This window comes from Streptomyces sp. Je 1-369 (genome assembly GCF_026810505.1).
Taxonomy (GTDB): domain Bacteria; phylum Actinomycetota; class Actinomycetes; order Streptomycetales; family Streptomycetaceae; genus Streptomyces.
On the sequence record NZ_CP101750.1, the window covers coordinates 6196709 to 6220667 of the forward strand.

Here is a 23959-nt window from a genome sequence, read left to right on the forward strand (position 1 = left end):
CTGGGAGAAGAAAGTGGAGACATCGCAGGGAACGACACCGGCGATACCACCCACAACCCGAGGGGCACGAGATGTTCGAGTACGAGATGCACGAGATGCGCGCCGCCGAGCTGGTCCGCCGGGCCGACCACCAGCGCCTGGTCGGCGAGGCCCGCAAGCGCCGCGCCGCCGCCCGCCGATCGGCCCGCGACGAAGCCGAGGGGCCGGTGAGCACGCCCCTCCGGAAGATCCGCTTCATGCGGGCCGCCTGACATGACGCACGCCGCACCGCACTCCGCACCGTACTTCGCACCGCACTCCGCACCGCTGTCCGCTCCGCGGATAACGGGTGCCGCGGTGTCCTCGCACTGTGCGATGCTCGCGGCTGTGGAGACCAGGTCCGTCAGCCCGGTGTTCGTCGGCCGCACCGATGAACTGGGCGTACTGAAAGAAGCGCTCGCCCGCGCCACGGGAACCCCGCTCGAAGGAGCCGGGGGCCCCGGCCCGGGCGAGCCCCAGGCGTTGCTGCTCGGCGGCGAGGCGGGGGTCGGCAAGACCCGCCTCGTCGAGGAGTTCACCGCGGCCGCCGAAGCACGGGGCGCCGTCGTCGCGGTCGGCGGCTGCGTCGAGATCGGCGCCGACGGACTGCCGTTCGCCCCCTTCTCCACCGCCCTGCGCGCCCTGCGCCGCCTGCTCCCCGACGAGTTGGCCGCCGCGGCCGAGGGCCAGGAGGAGGAGCTCGCCGGACTCCTGCCCGAACTGGCGGCCCCCGCCCCGCACGGGCACGCCCACGGCGGCCGCTCCGACGAAGGCACCGCCCGCCTCTTCGAACTCACCGCACGCCTCCTGGAACGCCTCTCCCGCGACCGCACCGTCGTCGTCGCCCTGGAGGACCTGCACTGGGCCGACGCCTCGACCCGCCACCTCCTCGCCTATCTCTTCCGCACCCTGCGCGGCGGCCGCCTCGTCCTCCTCGCCACCTACCGCGCCGACGACATCCACCGCCGCCACCCCCTGCGCCCCCTCCTCGCCGAACTCGACCGGCTGCGCACCGTGCGCCGCGTCGAACTGGGCCGCCTCAGCAAGGACGAGGTCGCCCGTCAGATGGCCGGGATCCTCGCCGCCGAACCCGAACCGTCCCTGGTGGACGACGTGTTCGACCGCTCCGACGGCAACGCGTTCTTCGTCGAGGAGCTCGCCGTCGCCTCCCACGGCGGCAGCTGCGCCGGCCTGACGGACTCCCTGCGCGATCTGCTCCTCGTCCGCGTGGAGGCGCTGCCCGAGGACACCCAGCGGGTGGCGCGGATCGTCGCCGAGGGCGGCTCCACCGTCGAGTACGAGCTGCTCGCCGAGGTCGCCGGGCTCGGCGAGGACGACCTGATCGAGGCGCTGCGGGCCGCGGTCGGCGCCAACATCCTGCTCGCCTCGCCGGACGGCGACGGCTACCGCTTCCGGCACTCCCTGGTCCGCGAGGCCGTCAGCGACGACCTGCTGCCCGGCGAACGCTCCCGCATCAACCGCCGCTTCGCCGAAGCCCTTGAGGCCGACCCCTCGCTCGTCGCCGCCGACCAGCGCGCCGCCCGCCTCGCCGCCTACTGGTACCACGCGCACGACGCGGCCAAGGCGCTGCCCGCCGTCCTCGGCGCCTCCGTCGAAGCCCGCCACCGGCACGCCTACAGCGAGCAACTCCGCCTCCTGGAACGCGCGATGGAGCTGTGGGACGACGCCCCGGACGCCGTCCGCGGCGAACTCCGCCCCGCCGACTACGTCGAGGGCTATCCCCCCTGCGGCTGCGACCCCGCCACCACCCCCCTGGACTACCTGGACCTGATGGCCGAGGCCACGGTCGCGGGCCGCCTCTGCGGCGAACGCGAGCGCGCCCTGAAGATCACCAAGCGCGCCCTGCGCCTCCTCGACGAGGGCAAGGACCCCCACCGCGCCGCCTGGTTCTGGATATCCCGCTCCCGCCTCGTCTCCACCCTGGGCCGCAGCGACGGCTGGGACGAGATCGCCAAGGCCGAGGAGCTGATGCGCGGCCTGCCGCCCTCCGAGGTGCACGCCGAAGTCCTGGTCCACCGGGCCTCCTGGGGCATGCTCCACGACCCGGGGCCCGAGACCCTGGCCGCCGCCGAACGCGCCGTCGAGTACGCCCGCATGGTCAAGGCCGACGTCATCGAGCTCAACGCCCGCCTCACCCGCGGCGCCCTCCTCGTCGAGGCCGGCGACCCCGAGGCGGGCCTCGCCGAGATGTACGAGATCAGGGACCGCGTCGTACGCGACGGTCTGGTCACCAACCTGAGCCGCGTCCACATCAACCTGCCCTCCTCCCTCGAAGGCGTCGGCCGCTCCGCCGAATCCGTGCGCGTCGGCATGGAGGGCATCGAGTTCTGCCGCAAGTACGGCCTGGTCGACACCGAGGGCTGGGTCTGGGCCAACGTCGCCGAGTCCCTCATCTCCCTCGGCCGCTGGGACGAGGCGGCCGACGCCGTCGCCCACACCCAACGCTGCGTCCAGAGTTCAAAACCCCGCGTCTCGGCCGCCGAACGCCTGGCCCGCATGGCCCTCCACCGCGGTGAGTACGCCGCCGCCACCCGGCACATGCTGACCGCCCACCACCACCTCGGCACCCACGACCCCCAGCCCCAGTACCTCCTCGTCCTGCTGCGCATCGCCCTGGGCGTCGCCGCCGGAGAGGGCCGCATCCTCGACGGCCGCGCCGAGCTCGAACGCGGCCTCGTCAACGGCCTCCCCTTCGGCACCTACAAGTACGGCTGGCCCCTCCTGCTCGCCGCCGCCCGGATGGAGGCCGACGCCCGCGGCCTGCCCGCCGCCGAGCCCGGCCGCCCCGCCGCCCTCGCCCGGATCCGCGGCGCCACCAAGTCCCTCGCCACCCCCATCCCGCTCTGGCGGGCCTACGACGAATGGACCCGCGCCGAACTCCTGCGCTCCGAGGGCCGCGACACCCCCGCCGACTGGTCCACCGTGGTCACCGCACTCGAACCCCTCGACCGCCCCTACGACCTCGCCCGCGCCCGCCTGCGCCTGGCCGAGTCCGTCCTCGGCCCGGACACCACCGACCGCGAGCGCGCGGCCGGCCTGCTGCGCCAGGCGGCGGATGTGGCGGACCGGCTCGGCGCCCGGCCGCTCTCCGACGCGATCACCGGACTCGCCCAGCGCGCCCGCCTCACCCTGAACCCCGCCGAGGCGACCCGTGCCCCCGACGTCCCGGCCGACCCGGCCGAGGCGCTGGGGCTGACCAGCCGGGAGCGGGACGTCCTGCGGCTCGTCGCGGTGGGCCGCAGCAACCGGCAGATCGCCGAGGAGCTCTTCATCTCCCCGAAGACGGCGAGCGTCCACGTCTCCAACATCCTCGCCAAGCTGTCCGTCACCGGCCGTGGCGAGGCCGCCGCGCTCGCCCACCGCCTGCGACTGTTCCCGTCGGCACTGCGCTGACCTGCACGTTGCCGCTCCCCAGCCGGACTGTGGCGGCCTCGCTTACGCTGGACTGCGGAATCTCGGCTCCTGGGAGGCGCAGTGTTCAACGCGATCGAGGCCCTGTTCGCGCCGGGCCGTAAGCACACGGACGACGAGCGCAAGCGCCTGGAACTCACCCGTGTCGACCTCGCCGACGGCGACCCGGGGCGCGGACCGATAGACCTGACCTCGGGCAAGGTGGTCGTACGCCCACCCGTGCCGTCGCCGCGCGCGGACGCGACTCCGGACTCGGACGCATCGTCCCAGGACCCCGACGAGCCCGGCAGCTGAGCTACTTCACCCGCACCTCCAGAATCTTGTCGTCCCCCTTCTCCGGCGTGCCCCGCGAGTCCGTCTCATTCGTGACCAGCCACAGCTTGTCGCCGCCCGCCGCGACCACCGTGCGCAGGCGGCCGTACTCGCCCTTCAGGAACGCCTGCGGCTCCGGGTCGCCCGTCACCCCGCGCACCGGGACGCGCCACAACCGCTCACCGCGCAGCCCCGCCATCCAGACCGAGCCCTCGGCGTAGGCGACCCCGCTCGGTGAGGCCTCGGAGGTCTTCCACTGGGCGACCGGATCGCGGAAACCCTCCTCGCCCTCCTTGCCCTCGACCTCCGGCCAGCCGTAGTTGCCGCCGGACTTGATCTCGTTCAGCTCGTCCCAGGTGTCCTGGCCGAACTCCGACGCCCACAGCCGCTTCTCCTCGTCCCAGGCCAGGCCCTGCACGTTCCGGTGCCCGAACGAGTACACGGGGGAGTCGCCGAAGGGGTTGTCCGGGGCGGGCTCGCCGTCCGGGGTGAGGCGGAGGATCTTGCCGCCCAGGGAGTCCTTGTCCTGCGCGAGGTCCGTGTCCCCCGTTTCACCCGCGCCCGCGTACAGCATCTTGTCCGGGCCGAACGTGATCCGGCCGCCGTTGTGGATCATGCCCTTCGGGATGCCCTTGAAGACCGTGTCGGGTGCGCCGAGCTGCTCGCCCTCCGGCTTCTTCTCGTCGTACAGCATCCGGGCGATGCGGTTGTCGGACTCCGTCGTGAAGTACGCGTACACGAAGTGGTCCGAGGCGTACGACGGAGAGAGCGCGAGGCCCATCAGACCGCCCTCGCCGCCGGGGGAGACGCCCGGCACCGAGCCGAGCTCCGTCTTCTTGCCCGTATTCCCGTCGATCCGGGTGATCGTCCCCTCGTCGCGCGAGGACACCAGGAGGTCGCCCCCGGGGAGCGGGGCGAGGCCCCAGGGGGATTTGAGGCCCGTGGTGAGGGTGCGGGTCACCTTCGCCGAGCCCTTCTCCGGCGGGGCGTCGGCGCCCGCCTTGCCGGTGGGGGACTGGCTCGTCCCGTCCCGCTTCGGCGGGCTCCCGGCGGGGTCCGGTTCATCGTCGCCGCCGGACGAGCATCCGGCGGCGAGGACGAGGGCGGCGGCGGCCATCACGGCCGTAACAGCAGGTCGATGCACGATCAGGATCCCTTCGACGCAGGGCTTCCCCTGTTCATACACCGCCCACGCCCCGCGGGTCCCCGATCGCCCCCACAAGACCGCCCGCTATGACGCGGTCCTGCGTTCGCGGGGCTCAGCCCCACGACCGACTCCGGCACTCAGTCCCACGACCCCAGCGCCGGCGGCAGCGACGCGATCTCCGTCAGGTCACGCTCCGTGAGTCGGAGTGCCGCGGCCCCGGCGTTCTCCACCGCCCACCGCTCCCGCTTGGCCCCGGGTATCGGCACCACGTGTCGACCCTGCGCGAGGACCCAGGCGAGTGCGGCCTGCGCGGGCGTCGCCCCGTGCCGCTCCGCCACCCTGCGCAACCCCACCACCAGCGGCTGGTTGGCCGCCATCATCTCGGCGGTGAAGCGGGGGTGCCTGGCCCGCAGATCGTCGGGTTCGAAGCCCATGCCGGGCTTCAGCGTCCCCGTGAGGAAACCATTCCCCAACGGCATCGCCGCGAGGAACCCGACCCCGCGCGCCACACACCACGGCAGCAGCGCGTCCAGCGCCTCCGGCGACCACACCGACAGCTCCGCCTGCACCGCGCTCACCGGAAAGACCTGCTGCACCCGCTCCAGCTGCCGGATCGTCAGATCGTGCAGCGCCGGGCCCGGGCGCCCCGGCGCAGAACGCCGTTGAGCGCGCGCCCCCACGGCGCACAGCCCCAGGGCCCGCACCTTCCCCGCGGCGACGAGTTCGGCCATCGCGCCCCACGTCTCCTCGATGGGGACCTCGGGGTCCGTGCGGTGCAGCTGGTAGAGGTCGATGGTGTCCGTCTGGAGCCGTCGCAGCGACGCGTCGCAGGCCCGCTTCACATAGCCGGGGCGGCCGTTGGCGACGATGTGCTGCTCGCCCACCAGCAGCCCGCACTTCGTCGAGACGAACGCCTCCGCGCGCCGCTCCTTCAAGACCCTGCCGATCAACAGCTCGTTGGTGAAGGGCCCGTACATGTCCGCCGTGTCCAGGAGCATTCCCCCGCCGCGACCGCCGCCGGCGGCACCCGCCGCGTCCAACGCCGCGTGCACGGTGCGCATCGACGCGTCGCCCCGCTGCCGCGAGCCGGTGTACGCCCAGCTCATCGGCATGCAGCCGAGTCCGACGGCGCCCACTTCGAGCGCCCCCGCGCCGATCGTCCTGCGCTCCACCTGATCGTGCCCTCCCGCCCCTCGTTCGGAGATCATCCAAACTAACCTTTCGCCCCGGTGGCCCCGACCGTTGCCCTCCCGGGGACGGCGCACTCCGGCGCGCACTAGCCTCCAGACCATGACGACAGACGTATGGCTTCCGTTTGAGGCGCACGACATAGAGGGACTGCCCGCGGCCGTCGAGGCCGGGCTCACCTACCGTTACTGGGACGGCGGTCCGGAGTTTCCCGCGGACCCGGCCGACTGCGCCTTCTATGTGGTGCCCTATATGAAGGGCACGGAGATCGCGGTACGTCCCCTGTCCGCCATGACGTCCGTGCGCGTCGTACAGACACTGACCGCGGGCATCGACCACGTGGAGCCGGGGATCGACTTCCTCGCGCCCGGCGTGCAGTTGTGCAACGCCCGCGGCGTCCACGAGGCGAGCACCGCCGAACTCGCGCTCACCCTCGTCCTCGCCTCGCTGCGCGGCATCCCGCGCTTCGTGGAGGGGCAGCGGCAGGAGGAGTGGCGGTCCGGTTTCTACCCGGCGCTCGCCGACAAATCCGTGCTCATCGTGGGATACGGATCGATCGGTTCCGCCATCGAGGACCGGCTCACCCCCTTCGAGTGCGCGCGGGTGGCGCGCGTCGCGCGCTCTGCCCGTGCCACGGAGCGCGGCCCCGTGCACCCGCTCGCCGAGCTGCCGTCCCTGCTGCCCCAGGCGGACGTCGTCATCCTTTCGACACCGCTCACCGAGGTCACGCGCGGGCTGGTGGGGGCGGACTTCCTGGCCCGCATGAAGGACGGCGCGCTGCTCGTGAACGTGGCCCGGGGCCCCGTGGTCGACACCAAGGCGCTCCTCGCCGAACTGGAGTCCGGCCGCATCACCGCCGCCCTCGACGTGACCGACCCCGAACCGCTGCCCGCAGGTCACCCGCTGTGGCACGCTCCAGGGGCATTTGTCAGCCCGCACGTGGGCGGCTCGTCCTCGGCGTTCCTGCCCCGCGCCAAGCGCCTGCTGGCCGCGCAACTGACCAAGCACGTCGCCGGACGGCCCTTGGACAACGTGGTGCTGACAACGGGCAGTTGACCGCCCTCGGAACGGTTCGCGCACGCTCCGCGTACGGGCGTGTGCGCCCCGTGCCCGCCACCCCGTCCGCAGTCACGGAGCGTAGAGAAGCTATGTCGCTGAGTGACGAGTCTGGTGTATCGTCCCGACAGGGGAAGCGCCGTGGACCTTTCGGCGCGGGGAACGAGACAGCAGACTGCGAGGGGGGCGACGGGCGATGCACGGCCTATGGGTGGACGATCCGACGCGGCGGAACCTCAGCCGACGACTCCGACGCACATCGACCCGCAGACGCAGGCGAACCGGCGGTCGCACCAGCGGACGCCGCCGCACACCACAGCGCCCCTGTCGGCCCGGCCGACGCGCGAGCCGGACGGACACGGGGGCGGCACGGACCGGGGCGGCCCGGTGAACGCCCGCGCGACCTCCACCCCCGTCCTCGACGGGGGAGTGGCGGCGCTGCCGCCCAGGATTCCGCTGGTCAGGCGCCCGCTTCCGGGAGGCCGTGGCCTCGTATCCCAGCTGGCGCTGCTGCTGGTCTGCGGGGCGTACGCCATGGGCTCGGCCCTCGGGTGGGGCTCCGAGCGACTGGCCCTGATCATGGGCGACTTCGGACTGAGCGTCGCCGCGGCCGCCGCCGCGGTCTCCTGCTTCCGGTACTCGCGCACCCGCCGAAGCCGCTTTCGACCCGCATGGCTGCTGTTCGCGCTCTCCTCCGCGATGGCGGCCTTCGGTAACGGAGTGTGGGGCTGGTACGAGGTCGTTCTCGATCGCCCCGTTCCCAGTCCGGGCTTCGCCGATCTGTTCTTCCTCTGCTTCGCGCCGCCCGCCATCATCGGACTCCTCGTGCTCGCCAAGCGCCCGGTGACGAAGGCGGGCTGGGGGTGCCTGGCCCTCGACTCGTGGCTGATCGGGGGCTCGCTCCTCACGCTCTCCTGGAGCCTCGCGCTCGCGCACACCGCGCAGTTCGAGGGCCAGAGCGTGGCGTACGCGGCGCTCTCGCTCGCGTACCCCCTCCTCGACATCGCGCTGGTCAGCATGGTCCTGGCGCTGCACTTCAAGAGGTCGTCCGCCAACCGCTCCGCGGTGAACACCGCGATCGGCGCGCTCGCCCTGACCGTGATGTGCGACGCGCTGTTCACCTCACCGCTGCTGCACACCAGTTACCGCTCCGGCCAGATGCTGGACGCCGGATGGTTCGCGGGCTCGCTCCTCCTCGCGTACGCACCGTGGGCCGCACCCTGGCACGCGCGCGACGGGCACGGCACGGGCCCCGCCCGCGTGCAGTACGACAGCGGACCCGAGGACCCGACCCCCGCGACCCGTCCGATCGCCGGATCGCTCGCCGCTCTCACGCCGTATCTCGCCGCCGCCGTCTGCACGTTGGGGATCCTCTACAACGTACTGAACGGCCGCAGTGTGGACCGCGTCGTGCTCTTCACCGCGGGCACGGTGGTGCTCGCACTCGTGGTGCGCCAGGGCATCATGCTCCTGGACAACATCACGCTCACCCAGGAACTGGCCCAGAAGGAGAACCACTTCAGGTCCCTGGTCCAGGGCTCCAGCGACGTCATCATGATCGCCGCGCCGAACGGCATCCTGCACTACGTGAGCCCGGCCGCCTCCGGGGTCTACGGCCGGGACGCCGAAGAGCTCGTGGGCTCCGAACTGGCCTCCCTCATGCACCCCGAGGACCTCGGCCGGGTCGTCCACGAAGTGCGCAGATTCCTCGCCGCCAACCCGGTCGAGGAACCCACCACCCGCATCGAGTGCCGCTTCAAGTCGGGCGACGGCGGCTGGCTCAACGTGGAGTCCACCGTCAACCGCCACCAGGGCGGCCTCATCTTCAACAGCAGGGACGTCACCGAACGGGTCAGGCTCCAGGCGCAGTTGCAGCACAACGCCGAGCACGACCCGCTCACCGACCTGCCCAACCGCGCCCTGTTCACCCGGCGCGTCAGCCAGGCACTGACCGGCCGCAGAGTCACCGACCGCGGCACGGCCGTGCTCTTCATCGACCTCGACGGCTTCAAGGCCGTCAACGACACCATCGGACACCAGGCCGGGGACGAGCTCCTCATCCAGGCCGCGCGCAGACTCCAGGAGGCGGTGCGTTCGGGCGACACCGCCTCCCGGCTCGGCGGCGATGAGTTCGCGGCCCTCATCGTCGGCGACGGGACCCGGGACCAGGCCGCCAGAGAGCAGCACATCTACGAACTCGCCGACCGACTCAGAATCACCCTGTCCCAGCCCTACGCCATCGACGGCAACGACGTGCGCGTAGCGGCGTCCATCGGCGTGGCCTTCGCCGAACCGGGCATCGGCGCGGGCGAGTTGCTCCGCAACGCCGACCTCGCGATGTACCGCGCCAAGGCCGCGGGCAAGGGGCGCGTCGAGCTGTACGCACCCCAGATGCAGGCCGACGTCGTCCGCAAGGCGGAGCTCGCCACCCGGCTGCGCGCCGCGCTGCACGACGGCGAGTTCGCGCTGCTCCACCAGCCGGTCGTCTCCCTGGACGACGGCCGGATCACGGCGGTCGCCGCGCAGGCCCGCTGGCGTTCGGCGCAGGGCGTCCTCTTCACGCCCGCCGAGTTCCTGCGGGTCGCCGACTCCAAGGAGGGCCAGGACAAGCGCGCGGCCGAGCTGGGCCGCTGGATGTTCGAGAAGGCCGTGGAGCAGGCCGCCGAGCGCGGCAGGGCCGGGCACGCCGTGCCCGTCGCCGTCCGGATGAGCGCACGCCGCCTCCTGGACCGCTCCATGCCCCTGGGCTCCATCGAGGCGCTCCTCACCCGGTACGGACTGCCCTCCGGCGCGCTCGTCGTCGAGCTCGCCGAGACCGACCCCCGGGTCTCCCTCGACGACCTGGAGCGACGGCTCGCCGCCCTGCGCAGGCTCGGTGTCCGCATCGCGCTCGACGGCTTCGGCAGTGGGTACGCGGCGATCACGGCCCTGCGCCGGCTCCCCATCGACGTACTGAAACTGGACCGCGGCCTCATCGAGGGCGTAGTCGAGTCGGCGCGGCTGCACAAGATCACTTCCGGACTGCTCCGCATCGCGGGCGACCTGGGCCTCGACTCCGTGGCCGACGGCGTCGACCTGCCCGAGCAGGTGGTGGCCCTGCGCGCGATGGGCTGCACCCACGGGCAGGGCATGGCGTTCGCCGGACCGCTCGACGAGTACCGGCTGCGGCGGGCGCTCACGATGGGCGAGTACCCGGTGCCGCACGGCCCGGCCGAACCGGTGCTCGCGGGCGGCCGTCCCGCGACGTACACGGGCGGCTCGTCCGCGGCGTACGGCGGCCCCGGAGGTGCGTTCGCGAGCGGTGCGTCGGCCTACGCGGTAGGGCCTCCGGGCGTCTACGCGGGCGGCCCTCCTGGGGCGCTCACCGGGGGCCCCGCGACCTATGCGCGTTCACATAATGAGACCCCCATCCCACCTACTTGACAGGTACTGCGTGCCGGGGGGAGGGTCAATGCCATGCGCACCCGAATTCTCGTACTTGGAAAGCGCGTCGGCTGAAGCTGGGACGGACCGGTCCGAACACCGGACCCCCAGCGACCGCACCCGGCGCGCTCCCCTCGCTTGCCTCACGGCACGAGGGGTTTTTTGTTGCACTGGCACCTGCCAAACCCCTGCAAACACCCCGCAAAAACCCTCAGCTTCGAGAAGAGAATGCCGATGACCGAGCAGGCCACCGGGGCCCACCATCCGCAGCCGCGGCCCCGATCCTCAGGACAGCAGTCCGCCCCCGTCGAGCACGTCACGGGTGCGCAGTCCCTCATTCGTTCTCTCGAGGAAGTCGGGGCCGACACGGTGTTCGGCATTCCGGGCGGCGCCATCCTCCCCGCGTACGACCCGATGATGGACTCCACCCGGGTGCGGCACGTCCTGGTCCGGCACGAGCAGGGCGCGGGCCACGCCGCGACCGGCTACGCGCAGGCCACCGGCAAGGTCGGCGTCTGCATGGCGACGAGCGGCCCCGGCGCCACCAACCTGGTCACCCCGATCGCCGACGCCCACATGGACTCGGTCCCGATGGTGGCGATCACCGGCCAGGTGGCCTCCAAGGCCATCGGCACGGACGCCTTCCAGGAGGCGGACATCGTCGGCATCACGATGCCGATCACCAAGCACAACTTCCTGGTCACCAAGGCCGAGGACATCCCGCGCACCATCGCCGAGGCCTTCCACATCGCCTCGACGGGACGCCCGGGACCCGTCCTCGTGGACATCGCCAAGGACGCCCTCCAGGCGCAGACGACGTTCTCCTGGCCGCCGCAGCAGGACCTGCCGGGCTACCGCCCGGTGACCAAGCCGCACGCCAAGCAGATCCGCGAGGCCGCCAAGCTGATCACGGCGGCCAAGCGCCCGGTCCTGTACGTCGGCGGAGGTGTCCTGAAGGCGCAGGCCACCGCCGAACTGAAGGTCCTGGCAGAGCTCACCGGAGCGCCCGTCACCACCACACTGATGGCGCTCGGCGCATTCCCCGACAGCCACCCGCTGCACGTGGGAATGCCGGGCATGCACGGTGCGGTCACCGCCGTCACCGCGCTGCAGAAGGCCGACCTGATCGTCGCCCTCGGAGCCCGCTTCGACGACCGCGTCACCGGCAAGCTGGACAGCTTCGCCCCGTACGCGAAGATCGTCCACGCCGACATCGACCCGGCCGAGATCGGCAAGAACCGCGCAGCCGACGTGCCGATCGTCGGTGACGCACGCGAGGTCATCGCCGACCTCGTCCAGGCCGTCCAGGCCGAGCACACCGAGGGCCACACGGGTGACTACACCGCCTGGTGGAAGGACCTCAACCGCTGGCGCGACACCTACCCGCTCGGCTACACGCAGCCGGAGGACGGCTCGCTCTCGCCGCAGCACGTCATCGAGCGCGTCGGACAGCTCGCCCCGGAGGGCACGATCTTCGCGGCGGGCGTCGGCCAGCACCAGATGTGGGCCGCGCACTTCATCGAGTACGAGAAGCCCGCCACCTGGCTCAACTCCGGCGGCGCAGGGACGATGGGCTACGCGGTCCCGGCCGCGATGGGCGCCAAGGCCGGCCGGCCGGACCGCACGGTCTGGGCGATCGACGGCGACGGCTGCTTCCAGATGACCAATCAGGAGCTCACCACCTGCGCCCTGAACAACATCCCGATCAAGGTCGCCATCATCAACAACGGCGCCCTCGGCATGGTCCGCCAGTGGCAGACGCTGTTCTACAACCAGCGGTACTCCAACACGGTGCTGCACAGCGGTCCCGAGGACATCGGCCCCAACAAGGGCACCCGCGTCCCGGACTTCGTGAAGCTGTCGGAGGCCATGGGCTGCGTGGCGCTGCGCTGCGAGCGCCCCGAGGACCTCGACAAGGTCATCGCCGAGGCCAACGCCATCAACGACCGGCCCGTCGTCGTCGACTTCATCGTCCACGAGGACGCCCAGGTCTGGCCGATGGTCGCAGCCGGCACCTCGAACGACGAGGTCATGGCCGCCCGGGGCGTCCGCCCCGACTTCGGCGACAACGAAGACGACTGAGACCGAGAGCGAAAGAGAGACCAAGAGTCATGTCCACCAAGCACACGCTCTCCGTCCTGGTCGAGAACACGCCCGGCATCCTCGCCCGGATCGCCGCCCTGTTCTCCCGCCGCGGCTTCAACATCGACTCGCTCGCCGTGGGCGTCACCGAGCACCCCGACATCTCGCGCATCACCATCGTCGTGAACGTCGAGGACCTGCCGCTCGAACAGGTCACGAAGCAGCTCAACAAGCTCGTCAACGTCCTGAAGATCGTCGAACTGGAGCCGGGCGCCGCGGTCGCCCGCGAACTCGTCCTCGCCAAGATCCGCGCCGACAACGAGACGCGCTCCCAGATCGTCGAGATCGTCCAGCTGTTCCGCGCCAAGACCGTGGACGTCTCCCCGGAGGCCGTCACCATCGAGGCGACCGGCAGCAGCGACAAGCTGGAGGCCATGCTCAAGATGCTGGAGCCCTTCGGCATCAAGGAGCTCGTCCAGTCCGGCACGATCGCCATCGGCCGCGGCTCCCGCTCCATCACCGACCGCAGCCTGCGGGCGCTCGACCGGAGCGCGTAGCGACAACCGGCCCGCATGGCGAGACCGGCAGACTTCCCTTCCCCCGCCCGCCGTACGGTGGGACGCAACACCAGCACACATAGGAGATTCCCAGTGGCCGAGCTGTTCTACGACGCCGACGCCGACCTGTCCATCATCCAGGGCCGCAAGGTCGCGGTCATCGGTTACGGCAGCCAGGGCCACGCCCACGCGCTGTCGCTCCGTGACTCGGGTGTCGACGTCCGCGTCGGTCTGCACGAGGGCTCCAAGTCCAAGTCGAAGGCCGAGGAGCAGGGCCTGCGGGTCGTCACCCCCGCCGAGGCGGCGGCCGAGGCCGACGTCATCATGATCCTGGTGCCGGACCCGATCCAGGCCAAGGTCTACGAGGAGTCCATCAAGGACAACCTCAAGGACGGCGACGCCCTGTTCTTCGGCCACGGCCTGAACATCCGCTTCGGCTTCATCAAGGCCCCCGAGGGCGTCGACGTCTGCATGGTCGCCCCCAAGGGCCCGGGCCACCTCGTCCGCCGTCAGTACGAGGAGGGCCGCGGCGTTCCGTGCATCGCGGCCGTCGAGCAGGACGCGACCGGCAAGGGCTTCGAGCTGGCGCTGTCGTACGCCAAGGGCATCGGCGGCACGCGTGCGGGCGTCATCAAGACGACCTTCACCGAGGAGACCGAGACCGACCTGTTCGGCGAGCAGGCCGTGCTCTGCGGCGGCACCGCCGCGCTGGTCAAGGCGGGCTTCGAGACCCTGACCGAGGCGGGCTACCAGCCGGAGATCGCGTACTTCGAGTGCCTCCACGAGCTGAAGCTGATCGTGGACCTCATGTATGAGGGCGGCCTGGAGAAGATGCGCTGGTCCGTCTCCGAGACCGCCGAGTGGGGCGACTACATCACCGGACCGCGGATCATCACGGACGCCACCAAGGCCGAGATGAAGAAGGTCCTCGCCGAGATCCAGGACGGCACGTTCGCCCAGCAGTGGATGGACGAGTACCACGGCGGTCTGAAGAAGTACAACGAGTACAAGACCCAGGACGAGAACCACCTCCTGGAGACCACCGGCAAGGAGCTGCGCAAGCTCATGAGCTGGGTCAACGACGACGACGCGTAAGTCGTGACGACAAGGGCCGGGGCGGTTGCCCCGGCCCTTGTCCATCGTGTCCAGCCACGGACGAGTGATCCTTCCACCGAGGAGCACGACGGCGTCCATGGCGCCACTACACTTCTGTTCAACATTCGCGTCGGGCCCACAGCGTCGTGCGTCTTCCACGCGGCTAAGCGACTCCGCCTGCGGCCGTCGGGACGGCCGTCCGCAAGGGACTTGTGAGGACTCACGTGAGCACTGCTGCCACCGGCAAACCCGTTGTACTCATCGCCGAAGAGCTGTCGCCCGCCACCGTTGACGCGCTGGGGCCGGACTTCGAGATCCGGCAGTGCAACGGCGCGGACCGCGCCGAGCTGCTGCCCGCCATCGCCGAGGTCGACGCGATCCTGGTCCGCTCCGCGACCAAGGTCGACGCGGAGGCCATCGCCGCCGCCAAGAAGCTGAAGGTCGTCGCCCGCGCGGGCGTCGGTCTGGACAACGTCGACGTGTCCGCCGCCACCAAGGCCGGCGTGATGGTCGTGAACGCACCGACCTCGAACATCGTCACCGCCGCCGAGCTCGCCTGCGGCCTGCTGCTCGCCACCGCGCGCAACATCCCCCAGGCCAACACCGCCCTGAAGAACGCCGAGTGGAAGCGCTCGAAGTACACGGGTGTGGAGCTGGCCGAGAAGACCCTCGGCGTCGTCGGCCTCGGCCGCATCGGTGCCCTCGTCGCCCAGCGCATGAGCGCCTTCGGCATGAAGGTCGTGGCCTACGACCCGTACGTGCAGCCCGCGCGCGCCGCCCAGATGGGCGTCAAGGTCCTCTCCCTCGACGAGCTCCTCGAGGTCTCGGACTTCATCACCGTGCACCTCCCCAAGACGCCCGAGACCCTCGGTCTCATCGGCGACGAAGCGCTGCACAAGGTCAAGCCGTCCGTCCGCATCGTCAACGCCGCGCGCGGCGGGATCGTCGACGAGGAGGCGCTGCACTCCGCCCTCAAGGAGGGCCGCGTCGCAGGCGCCGGCCTGGATGTGTACGCGAAGGAGCCCTGCACGGACTCCCCGCTCTTCCAGTTCGACCAGGTCGTCTGCACCCCGCACCTCGGCGCCTCCACGGACGAGGCGCAGGAGAAGGCGGGCATCGCCGTCGCCAAGTCGGTGCGCCTCGCCCTCGCCGGTGAGCTCGTGCCGGACGCGGTGAACGTGCAGGGCGGCGTCATCGCCGAGGACGTGCGTCCCGGTTTGCCGCTCGCCGAGAAGCTCGGCCGGATCTTCACCGCGCTGGCGGGTGAGGTCGCGGCCCGCCTCGACGTCGAGGTGTACGGCGAGATCACCCAGCACGACGTGAAGGTGCTCGAACTGTCCGCGCTGAAGGGCGTGTTCGAGGACGTCGTCGACGAGACGGTGAGTTACGTGAACGCGCCGCTGTTCGCCCAGGAGCGTGGCGTCGAGGTCCGGCTGACCACGAGCTCCGAGTCGCCCGACCACCGCAACGTGGTCACCGTGCGCGGCACGCTCTCGGGCGGCGAGGAGATCGCGGTCTCCGGCACGCTGGCCGGGCCGAAGCACCTCCAGAAGATCGTCTCCATCGGTGAGTACGACGTGGACCTGGCGCTCGCCGACCACATGGTCGTCCTCCGGTACGCCGACCGCCCCGGCGTCGTCGGCACGGTCGGCCGTGTCCTCGGCGAGGCGGGCATCAACATCGCGGGCATGCAGGTCGCTCGCGCTGACGTGGGCGGGGAGGCGCTGGCCGTCCTCACCGTGGACGACACGGTGTCGCAGGCGGTCCTGAACGAGCTGGCGGAGGAGATCGGGGCGGAGTCGGCTCGCGCGGTCGAGCTGACCGACTAGTACGGACCAGTACGGACCAGTACGGAGGAGTGCTCCGCGGCTCCGGTTGCCGTACATCACCGGCTTCGCCGAGTTCGTCCTCAAACGCCGGACAGGCTGGATTCTTCCGCCTGTTCGGCGTTTTGGTGTGTGTGGACTCCCTTCAGGGCTGCCGCCGCCACTCCCGCCGCCGCCAGCAGCAGGACCGCCCCTGTCACCGCCGCGACATGCATGCCGGAGGTGAAGGCGTCCCGGACCGTTGCCAGGAGGGCGTCGCCCGCGCGGGTGGGGAGGCGGGAGGCCGACGCCACCGCACCCGTGAGGGTCTCGCGGGCCTCCGCCGGGGCCGTGTCCGGAATCCGGTTCCGGTAGACCGTGTTGCCGATGGAGCCGAGCAGTGCCATGCCCATCGCGCCGCCGAACTCCTGCCCCGTCTCCAGGAGCGACGACGCCGTACCGGCCTTCTCCGGCGGGGCCGCGCCGAGCGCCAGGTCGGTGAGTTGCGAGCCGACGATGACCGCGCCGCAGGCCAGCACGCCCGCCCCGGCGAGCACGAGCCCGAGCGATGACGTGCCGGTCAGGGCGAGCAGGCCGTACCCGCAGGCCGAGACGGCGAAGCCGGTGGCGACGACGTGGGCGCGGTCCATCCCGCGCTGCACGAGCACCGTGGCGACCGGGGCGGCGAAGCCGATGAGGACCGAGGGCAGCAGCGCCCACAGCGCGGCCTCCATCGCGCTCTTGCCGAGCACGGACTGCAGGTACTGCGTCGTGAAGTACGCCGAACCCATCATCGTCAGCGACGAGACGAGGTTCAGGGAGACGGCCGCACCGAAGGCGCGGCCACGGCCGCGGAACAGGTCCGGCGAGATCATCGGCGACGCGGCGGTGCGCTGGCGGTGCACGAACAGGGCGGCGAAGGCGAGACCGACGGCGACGGATGTGACGTAGGGGAGTTCGACGCCGTCGGACGGCATTTCCTTGAGGCCCCACACGAGCGGCAGCACGGCGGCCATCGACAGCGGCACGCTCAGCAGGTCGAAGCGGCCGGGGTGCGGGTCCCTGGACTCCGGGATCAGCAGCGGCGCGAGCACCAGGAGCAGCACCATCGCGGGCAGGTTGACCAGGAAGACCGAGCCCCACCAGAAGTACTCGACGAGGACACCGCTCAGCACCGAGCCGAGCGCCACACCGGCCACCAGGACGCCCTGCCAGATGCCGATCGCCTTCGCGCGCTGACCGGCGTCCTGGAACAGGGTGCGCACGAGCGCCAGCGTGGACGGCATCAGGGTCGCGCCGCCGATGCCGAGGACCGCGCGGGCCGCGATGAGGGTTTCCGCGCTGTTTGCGTACGCGGCGACGAGCGATGCGGCGCCGAAGGCGGTGGCGCCGAACAGGAGGAGTCCGCGGCGGCCGATGCGGTCGCCGACCGAGCCCATGGTCATCAGGAGTCCGGCGACGACGAAGGCGTAGATGTCGAAGATCCACAGCTGTTGGGTGGAGCTGGGCTCCAGGTCCGCGCTGATCTCGGGGATCGCGAAGTAGAGGACGGAGACGTCCATCGAGACCAGGAGCAGCGGGAGCATCAGGACGGCGAAGGCGGTCCATTCCTTGCGGGTGGCGCGCGGGTTCGTCTGCATGCCGAGGACTGTACGGATGTCTTATACGGCTGTCTAGTACGAGCGTATAGGACGTTCGTATGGGGGCCGCGTAGGGTGCCTCGCATGGGACACCGTGAAGATCTGCTCGAAGGCGCCAAGCGCTGCCTGCTGGAGAAGGGCTTCGTGCGTACGACGGCCCGCGACATCGTCAAGGAGTCGGGGACGAACCTCGGGTCCATCGGCTACCACTACGGGTCCAAGGACGCGCTGCTGGTGGAGGCGTACATCGCGCTCATCGAGCCGATGGGGACCGACTTCGAGGGGGCGCTGGCCGAGGCGGACGCCGACGAGGACGGCATGGAGCGCTTCGCGCGGGTGTGGGGCAACATCATCCGCTCGGTGCCCGAGATGCGTCCCATCTGGATGATGACGCTGGAGGTCATCACGCAGGGCGAACGCCTCGCGGGCATCCGCGACTTGCTGATCGGTGCGCAGGACGAGGGGCGCAGCGGGCTCGCCGCGATGTTCACCGGCATCGAGGAGAGCGAGCTCCCCGAGGACCTCGTGGAGAGCGAGGGCCGCTTCTACACCACGCTCCTCAACGGCCTGATGGTGCAGTGGCTCTTCGACCCGGAGTCGGCGACCACCGCCGAGCAGCTCACCGAGGGGCTGCGGCGCGTGATGGACCGGGCGGCCAAGACCGGCTGAGGCCGGCCCGCAGCGCGGACCGGCCTCAGGGGTGGGTGGTTATGCGATTGCTACCACTTGATGCAGGCGGCGGGGAACCAGCCGCGCTTGTTGCTGCTGTACGGGCCGCCGTACAGCCACTTGTTGCTCTTCTTGCCGCACAGGTTGTACGACCCGCCCTTGAAGGACTTGCCGTCGTTGCAGAGGCCGCCCTTCTTGCCCTTGTTCCACTGGCCGACGGCGGTGGCCCCGGTCTTGGCGTGGGTGCGGATCTTGACGGTCTCCTTGGCGGGGACGTTGGTGATGACGCGGGAGCAGTCGGTCTTCGACGCGGCGACGGCGGTGCCGCTCGTGGCGACGGTGGTGCCGACGAGCGCGAGGGCGGAGAAGGCGACCGCGGGGGCCAATACCCTGAGCTTCATAAGGTGTTCGTTCTCCCATGCGTGGGGGGACGGATGTTCGGACGCCGAGAACCGTACCGCCCCACGATCATGGCCGTAATCGTTCGTTGCCCGGTGCTTACAGTCGTGACGACTTCAGGACCATGTGCAGCAGCAACCGGTCCTCGCCGTCGTCCAGATCGAGGCCGGTGAGCTGCTCCACGCGCGACAGCCGGTAGTACAGCGTCTGGCGGTGGATGCCCAACTCGGCCGCCGCGCGGCCCGCCTGGCCCGCGCAGTCGAGGAACACCTCGGCGGTGCGGGCGAGTTCACGGTGAGTGGGGGCGAGCAGCACCGTGCCCACGGGGTCGTGCGCCGCCTCCGGGGGCAGGGCCGTCAGCAGACGGTAGGGGCCCACGTCCGACCACTGCGCCACCGGGCCGAACCGCCGCTCCGCCAAGGCCGCGCGCGCCGCCCCCGACGCCTCCCACCAGGCCGTGCCCAGATCCTCCAGACCGTGCCGTGCCGACGCGATACCGGCCGCGGCACCCGGCGCCGCGTCGAGCAGGCGTGAGGCCGCCGTGTGCGCGGGCGACAGCACGTCGGCCGAGCGCAGCCGCACCAGCGCCGCGAGGGACTGCGCGGTCGTGCCCCACGGCACCGTGCACACCGCCGCCGCGCCCGGCACCGTACGGGCCGCCGGGGCGTCGTCCGGGTCCGCCGAGCGCCAGGGCGCCACGCACACCACCGCGTGCAGGCCCTCGCCGCGCGAGCCGAGCGCCGTGCGCAGGGCGGCCACCGCCATGTCGCGCTGCCAGCCGCGCTCGGCGGTCAGGACCGCACGGAACTCCCTGGTCAGGTCGGCGCCCGCCTGCGCCTCGTCGGCGAGCAGCGCACCGATCCGGGTGGCCACCTCCATGGCGGCGGTCAGCTGCTGATCGCTCGGGCCCGGGTCGCCGTCGAGCAGCCACACGTATCCGAGGGCGAACCCCCGATGGCGTACGGGCAGGCAGATGCGGCCGCGGTGGACGCCCGCCTCCGGGGTGGGCGGGATGCGGACCGGGGCCGTGGCGCGGGTGATGCCGAAGCTCTCGAACCAGGAGCGGACCTCGGCCGTGGAGCGGCGGGTCAGGATCGAGCGGGTCCTGACCGGGTCGAGGACGGTCGCGTCGAAGCCGCTCTCGCCCCCGCCGTCGTGCGCGCCGAAGGCGATCAGCTCGAAATCCCGGTTCTCCAGGGTCGCGGGGGCACCGAGCAGCGCCGAGATCTCGTCGACCAGTTCTTGGTAATCGCCCTTCATGACCCCATTCTCGCGCGGCTCTGGACATTCTTCATACATCTGTCTGAGATCCAGGGCACGAACGCGTGACAGCTGTCGATGGCCCGCGTTCCGGTGGATCCTTAAATTTCACGGTGGTTCTCCGTGCCGTACCACCGCATTCCCTTTACGTAGGGCTATGTCGGTACGGCCCCCGATTTTCGTACACCCGTGGAGGTGCCCCGTGCTGGGTCCCGTGATCCTCGCCGCGTCGCGCAGCGACAAGATGCGCCGTTTTGTATCGGCGGCCCCCGGCACCAAGCAGGTCGTGGCCCGGTTCATCGCCGGTGAGGGCGTGGACCAGGTCGTCCCGATCGTCGCGGACGCCGCCGACAAGGGCCTTGAGGTCACCCTCGACGTGGTGGGCGAGGACATCACCACCGTCGAGCAGTCCCACGCCGCCCGCGACGCCTACCTGGAGCTCATCGAGCGCCTGAAGGACCTCGGGCTCGGCACCAGGGCCGAGATGTCGGTGAAGCTGTCGATGTTCGGCCAGGCGCTGGAGGGCGGCCACGACCTCGCCCTCGCCAACGTGCGCCCCGTCGTCGAGGCCGCCGCCGCGATCGGCACCACGGTCACCCTGGACGCCGAGGACCACACCACCCTCGACTCGATGTTCGCCATCCACGACGAGCTGCGGAAGGACTTCCCGCAGACCGGCTGCGTCATCCAGTCCTACCTGTTCCGCACCGAGGACGACGCCCGCCGCCTGGCCGCCGCGGGCAGCCGCGTCCGTATCGTGAAGGGCGCCTACAAGGAGCCCGCCGAGGTCGCGTTCCAGGACAAGGCCGAGATCGACAAGGCGTACGTGCGGATCACGCGCATCCTCATGGAGGGTGACGGGTACCCGATGATCGGGTCCCACGACCCGCGTCTGATCGCCATCGCGCAGGAGCTCGCGCGGCGCGCGGGGCGCAAACTGGACGAGTACGAATTCCAGATGCTGTACGGCATCCGGAGCGACGAGCACCTGCGGCTCGCCGCCGAGGGCCACCGCATGCGGGTGTACACCGCCTACGGCACCGACTGGTACGGCTATTTCATGCGCCGTCTCGCGGAGAAGCCGGCGAACCTGCTCTTCTTCGGCCGCTCCATCCTCACCAAGGGCTGACCTCACCAAGGGCTGAGCTCCCTTTCCCCCGACCCCCCTTAAGGAGATACGGAACTCATGGACGCTGTGACCCAGGTCCCCGCGCCGGTCAACGAGCCGGTGCACGGCTACGCCCCCGGTTCCCCGGAGCGTGCCCGCCTCGAGACCAAGCTCAAGGAGCTCGCCGAGAACCCCATCGAGCTGCCGATGACCATCGGTGGCGAGAAGCGCCTCGGCGGCGGCGAGCCGTTCGAGGTCGTGCAGCCGCACAACCACCAGGCCGTCATCGGCACCGGCCGCGGCGCCACGCAGCAGGACGCCCAGGACGCGATCGACGCCGCCCTGGCCGCCGCCCCCGCGTGGCGCGCGATGTCCTTCGACGACCGTGCCGCGATCATCCTGCGCGCCGCCGAGCTGCTCTCCACGACGTGGCGCGAGACGCTGGCCGCCTCCACGATGCTCGGCCAGTCGAAGACCGCCCAGCAGGCCGAGATCGACACCCCGTGCGAGCTCGTCGACTTCTGGCGCTTCAACGTGAAGTACGCCCGTGACCTGCTCGCCGAGCAGCCCCCGGCGAACTCCACCGGCGTCTGGAACCGCCTGGACCACCGCCCGCTCGAGGGCTTCGTCTACGCGATCACGCCCTTCAACTTCACCGCCATCGCGGGCAACCTCCCCACCGCTCCCGCCCTGATGGGCAACGTGGTCGTGTGGAAGCCGTCCCCGACGCAGACGCACGCCGCCGTGCTGCTCATGCAGCTCCTGGAGGAGGCGGGCCTGCCCAAGGGCGTCATCAACCTCGTCACCGGTGACGGCATCGCCGTCTCCGAGGTCGCCCTCAACCACCGCGACCTGGCCGGCATCCACTTCACCGGTTCGACCCCGACCTTCCAGCACCTGTGGAAGACGGTCGGCGAGAACATCGCGAAGTACCGCACCTACCCGCGCCTCGTCGGCGAGACCGGTGGCAAGGACTTCGTCGTCGCCCACCCGAGCGCCGACCGCGCGATCCTGAAGACCGCGCTGACCCGCGGCTCCTTCGAGTTCCAGGGCCAGAAGTGCTCCGCGACCTCGCGCGCCTACATCCCGGCCTCCATCTGGAACGACGGGTTCAAGGAGGAGTTCGCGGCCGAGGTCGACGGCATCAAGATGGGTGACGTCACCGACCTGTCGAACTTCATCGGCGCCGTCATCGACGAGCGTGCGTTCGCCAAGAACAAGGCGGCCATCGACCGCGCCAAGTCCGACGACACCTGCACGATCGTCGCGGGCGGCACCTACGACGACTCGGTCGGCTACTTCGTGCGCCCGACCGTCGTCGAGTGCACCGACCCGGCCAACGAGGTCTTCTCGACGGAGTACTTCGGCCCGTTCCTCGCCGTGCACGTGTACGAGGACGACAAGTACGACGAGATGCTGACCCAGATGGAGTCGGCGTCGGACTACGCGCTCACGGGCTCGGTCATCGCGGGCGACCGCGCCGCCGCCGCGCACACGATGGAGAAGCTCCGCTACGCCGCGGGCAACTTCTACATCAACGACAAGTCGACCGGCGCCGTCGTCGGCCAGCAGCCCTTCGGCGGCGGCCGCGCCTCCGGCACCAACGACAAGGCCGGTGCCCCGCAGAACCTGCAGCGGTGGACGCTGACCCGCGCCATCAAGGAGACGCTGGTCCCGCCGACCGAGTACGGCTACCCGCACATGGGCTGACGCCCTCCCGGCGGGCCGCCGCGGCCCGCCCCCTGAACCCCGCCTCCGATCTGGGCCCCACCCCGATCGGAGGCGGTGTCTTTTTCCGGCTCGTCCGGGCCGCGGGTCAGCCGAGGGCGTCGACGACGATGCGGGTGATGTCCTCCGCGATCCGGTCCTCGCCGGGGGTTTCCGGGTCGAGGCGGGTCGTGTACACGGAGATGACCAGCGGCGACCGCTTCGGCGGCCATGCCACGGCGACGTCGTTGACGCCTCCGTAGGCGGGCGATCCCGTCTTGTCGCCGACCCGCCACTCCTTCGGGAGCCCGGCCCTGATCCGCTTGTCGCCGGTGGTGTTCTCCACGAGCCAGCGGATCAGCTGGCCGCGGTCCAGCGGATGCAGGGCCTTGCCGAGGACGAGCTTGCGCAGGTTCGCGGTCATCGCCGCCGGGGTCGTGGTGTCGCGCCGGTCGCCGGGGATGTTGCTGTTGAGGTCGGTCTCCCACCGGTCGAGCCGGGTACGGGAGTCACCGAGGGACCGCGCGAACTCGGTGACACCGGCAGGCCCGCCGATACGCCGCATCAGCAGATTCGCCGCCGCGTTGTCGCTGTACGTGAGGGTGGCATCGCACAACTCCCGTACGGTCATGCCGGTTTCGAGGTGCATCTCGGTGCGCGGCGAGTACGGGACGAGGTCGTCGCGCCCGTACCTGACGAGTACGTCGAGCAGACCGGGCTCCTGCTCCCGTGCCCGGCGCAGGATCGCCGCGGCGGCCAGGACCTTGAACGTCGACGCGATGGCGAAGCGCTCGTCAGCGCGGTAGGCGACGACGGCACCGGTGCCGGTGTCCAGGGCGTGGACACCGATGCGGCCGGGATAGCCGTCTTCGAGAGCGCGCAGGCGGCGCGTGGTGTCGGGGGAGACGGCGGGGGCGGGCTTCGCGCTCGCGGTGCCGGAGACCGAGAGGAGGACGGGGGCGGCGGCCGCGGTGCCGAGGAGCGTTCTGCGGGAAGAGGTTAATCTCATGATCCCGACCGTAACGGGTGACGACGCGAGGAAGCGGGCATGGCAACGGTGC

18 protein-coding genes are annotated in these 23959 nt (G+C 71.0%); 12 read left to right on the plus strand and 6 right to left on the minus strand.

Annotation, left to right across the window (positions count from 1 at the left end; genetic code table 11):
• Positions 1 to 71 precede the first annotated feature (71 nt).
• The 3 genes from NOO62_RS28190 to NOO62_RS28200 all read left to right on the plus strand — a co-directional run bounded on the left by NOO62_RS28190 (position 72) and on the right by NOO62_RS28200 (position 3744).
• Positions 72 to 251 carry a hypothetical protein gene (locus NOO62_RS28190; RefSeq protein WP_268773629.1) on the plus strand — a complete coding sequence of 60 codons (180 nt, stop codon included), beginning with the start codon at positions 72 to 74 and terminating at the stop codon, positions 249 to 251.
• A gap of 103 nt (positions 252 to 354) precedes the next feature.
• On the plus strand, positions 355 to 3432 hold the full coding sequence (locus NOO62_RS28195; RefSeq protein ID WP_268775822.1) for a helix-turn-helix transcriptional regulator: 3078 nt from the start codon (positions 355 to 357) through the stop codon (positions 3430 to 3432).
• Between the two features lie 81 nt (positions 3433 to 3513).
• The gene (locus NOO62_RS28200) at positions 3514 to 3744 is read left to right on the plus strand and encodes a DUF6191 domain-containing protein (RefSeq protein WP_268773630.1); all 231 of its coding nucleotides are present in this window, start codon (positions 3514 to 3516) and stop codon (positions 3742 to 3744) included.
• Between the two features lies 1 nt (position 3745).
• On the opposite strand, the gene NOO62_RS28205 is transcribed toward NOO62_RS28200, so the two are convergent.
• The gene (locus tag NOO62_RS28205) at positions 3746 to 4912 is read right to left on the minus strand and encodes a PQQ-dependent sugar dehydrogenase (RefSeq protein ID WP_414931023.1); all 1167 of its coding nucleotides are present in this window, start codon (positions 4910 to 4912) and stop codon (positions 3746 to 3748) included.
• 134 nt (positions 4913 to 5046) lie between these two features.
• Entirely contained in the window at positions 5047 to 6081 is a 1035-nt protein-coding gene (locus tag NOO62_RS28210; RefSeq protein WP_268775824.1) for an aldo/keto reductase, read from the minus strand.
• 118 nt (positions 6082 to 6199) lie between these two features.
• On the opposite strand from NOO62_RS28210, the gene NOO62_RS28215 reads away from it, so the two are divergent.
• From NOO62_RS28215 to serA, 6 genes are all read left to right on the plus strand, one after another.
• Entirely contained in the window at positions 6200 to 7153 is a 954-nt protein-coding gene (locus NOO62_RS28215) for a 2-hydroxyacid dehydrogenase (RefSeq protein WP_268773631.1), read from the plus strand.
• 207 nt (positions 7154 to 7360) lie between these two features.
• Positions 7361 to 10576: a putative bifunctional diguanylate cyclase/phosphodiesterase gene (locus NOO62_RS28220; RefSeq protein WP_414930898.1), complete on the plus strand. Its 3216-nt coding sequence runs from the start codon at positions 7361 to 7363 to the stop codon at positions 10574 to 10576.
• A 234-nt stretch (positions 10577 to 10810) separates the two neighbouring features.
• Positions 10811 to 12658, plus strand: coding sequence for an acetolactate synthase large subunit (locus tag NOO62_RS28225; protein WP_268773632.1), 1848 nt, complete (start codon positions 10811 to 10813; stop codon positions 12656 to 12658).
• A gap of 29 nt (positions 12659 to 12687) precedes the next feature.
• Entirely contained in the window at positions 12688 to 13215 is a 528-nt protein-coding gene (ilvN, locus tag NOO62_RS28230; protein ID WP_268773633.1) for an acetolactate synthase small subunit, read from the plus strand.
• Between the two features lie 93 nt (positions 13216 to 13308).
• Positions 13309 to 14310 (plus strand): ketol-acid reductoisomerase, encoded by a 1002-nt coding sequence (ilvC, locus tag NOO62_RS28235; RefSeq protein WP_268773634.1) that lies wholly within the window; start codon positions 13309 to 13311, stop codon positions 14308 to 14310.
• A 224-nt stretch (positions 14311 to 14534) separates the two neighbouring features.
• Positions 14535 to 16139 (plus strand): phosphoglycerate dehydrogenase, encoded by a 1605-nt coding sequence (serA, locus tag NOO62_RS28240; RefSeq protein ID WP_268773635.1) that lies wholly within the window; start codon positions 14535 to 14537, stop codon positions 16137 to 16139.
• Positions 16140 to 16219: 80 nt separating this feature from the next.
• Here serA and NOO62_RS28245 read toward each other — a convergent pair whose 3' ends face one another.
• Positions 16220 to 17755, minus strand: coding sequence for an MFS transporter (locus tag NOO62_RS28245; protein ID WP_268773636.1), 1536 nt, complete (start codon positions 17753 to 17755; stop codon positions 16220 to 16222).
• A gap of 84 nt (positions 17756 to 17839) precedes the next feature.
• Here NOO62_RS28245 and NOO62_RS28250 point away from each other — a divergent pair, with 84 nt between their 5' ends.
• Positions 17840 to 18424, plus strand: coding sequence for a TetR/AcrR family transcriptional regulator (locus NOO62_RS28250; protein ID WP_268773637.1), 585 nt, complete (start codon positions 17840 to 17842; stop codon positions 18422 to 18424).
• A gap of 50 nt (positions 18425 to 18474) precedes the next feature.
• On the opposite strand, the gene NOO62_RS28255 is transcribed toward NOO62_RS28250, so the two are convergent.
• Together NOO62_RS28255 and NOO62_RS28260 are read right to left on the minus strand one after the other, a co-directional pair.
• Entirely contained in the window at positions 18475 to 18825 is a 351-nt protein-coding gene (locus NOO62_RS28255; protein ID WP_268773638.1) for a hypothetical protein, read from the minus strand.
• Positions 18826 to 18922: 97 nt separating this feature from the next.
• A complete protein-coding gene (locus NOO62_RS28260) occupies positions 18923 to 20083 on the minus strand; it encodes a PucR family transcriptional regulator (protein ID WP_268773639.1) in 1161 nt (386 codons plus the stop codon).
• A 202-nt stretch (positions 20084 to 20285) separates the two neighbouring features.
• On the opposite strand from NOO62_RS28260, the gene NOO62_RS28265 reads away from it, so the two are divergent.
• Entirely contained in the window at positions 20286 to 21212 is a 927-nt protein-coding gene (locus tag NOO62_RS28265) for a proline dehydrogenase family protein (protein ID WP_268773640.1), read from the plus strand.
• Between the two features lie 57 nt (positions 21213 to 21269).
• Positions 21270 to 22901: an L-glutamate gamma-semialdehyde dehydrogenase gene (gene pruA, locus NOO62_RS28270; protein WP_268773641.1), complete on the plus strand. Its 1632-nt coding sequence runs from the start codon at positions 21270 to 21272 to the stop codon at positions 22899 to 22901.
• A 106-nt stretch (positions 22902 to 23007) separates the two neighbouring features.
• Here the strand turns inward: pruA and bla are convergent, their stop codons facing one another.
• Positions 23008 to 23907, minus strand: a complete 900-nt coding sequence (gene bla / locus NOO62_RS28275) for a class A beta-lactamase (protein ID WP_268773642.1) — start codon at positions 23905 to 23907, stop codon at positions 23008 to 23010.
• Between the last annotated feature and the right edge of the window lie 52 nt (positions 23908 to 23959).

What these genes read in the sequence shown, in the direction of transcription:
- ilvN (WP_268773633.1), top strand. Translation starts at nt 12,688, where the DNA reads ATGTCCACCAAGCACACGCTCTCCGTCCTGGTCGAGAACACGCCCGGC.
- NOO62_RS28245 (WP_268773636.1), bottom strand. Translation starts at nt 17,755, where the DNA reads ATGCAGACGAACCCGCGCGCCACCCGCAAGGAATGGACCGCCTTCGCC.
- NOO62_RS28260 (WP_268773639.1), bottom strand. Translation starts at nt 20,083, where the DNA reads ATGAAGGGCGATTACCAAGAACTGGTCGACGAGATCTCGGCGCTGCTC.
- NOO62_RS28250 (WP_268773637.1), top strand. Translation starts at nt 17,840, where the DNA reads ATGGGACACCGTGAAGATCTGCTCGAAGGCGCCAAGCGCTGCCTGCTG.
- pruA (WP_268773641.1), top strand. Translation starts at nt 21,270, where the DNA reads ATGGACGCTGTGACCCAGGTCCCCGCGCCGGTCAACGAGCCGGTGCAC.
- bla (WP_268773642.1), bottom strand. Translation starts at nt 23,907, where the DNA reads ATGAGATTAACCTCTTCCCGCAGAACGCTCCTCGGCACCGCGGCCGCC.
- NOO62_RS28215 (WP_268773631.1), top strand. Translation starts at nt 6,200, where the DNA reads ATGACGACAGACGTATGGCTTCCGTTTGAGGCGCACGACATAGAGGGA.
- NOO62_RS28225 (WP_268773632.1), top strand. Translation starts at nt 10,811, where the DNA reads ATGACCGAGCAGGCCACCGGGGCCCACCATCCGCAGCCGCGGCCCCGA.
- NOO62_RS28195 (WP_268775822.1), top strand. Translation starts at nt 355, where the DNA reads ATGCTCGCGGCTGTGGAGACCAGGTCCGTCAGCCCGGTGTTCGTCGGC.
- NOO62_RS28220 (WP_414930898.1), top strand. Translation starts at nt 7,361, where the DNA reads ATGGGTGGACGATCCGACGCGGCGGAACCTCAGCCGACGACTCCGACG.
- NOO62_RS28190 (WP_268773629.1), top strand. Translation starts at nt 72, where the DNA reads ATGTTCGAGTACGAGATGCACGAGATGCGCGCCGCCGAGCTGGTCCGC.
- NOO62_RS28255 (WP_268773638.1), bottom strand. Translation starts at nt 18,825, where the DNA reads ATGAAGCTCAGGGTATTGGCCCCCGCGGTCGCCTTCTCCGCCCTCGCG.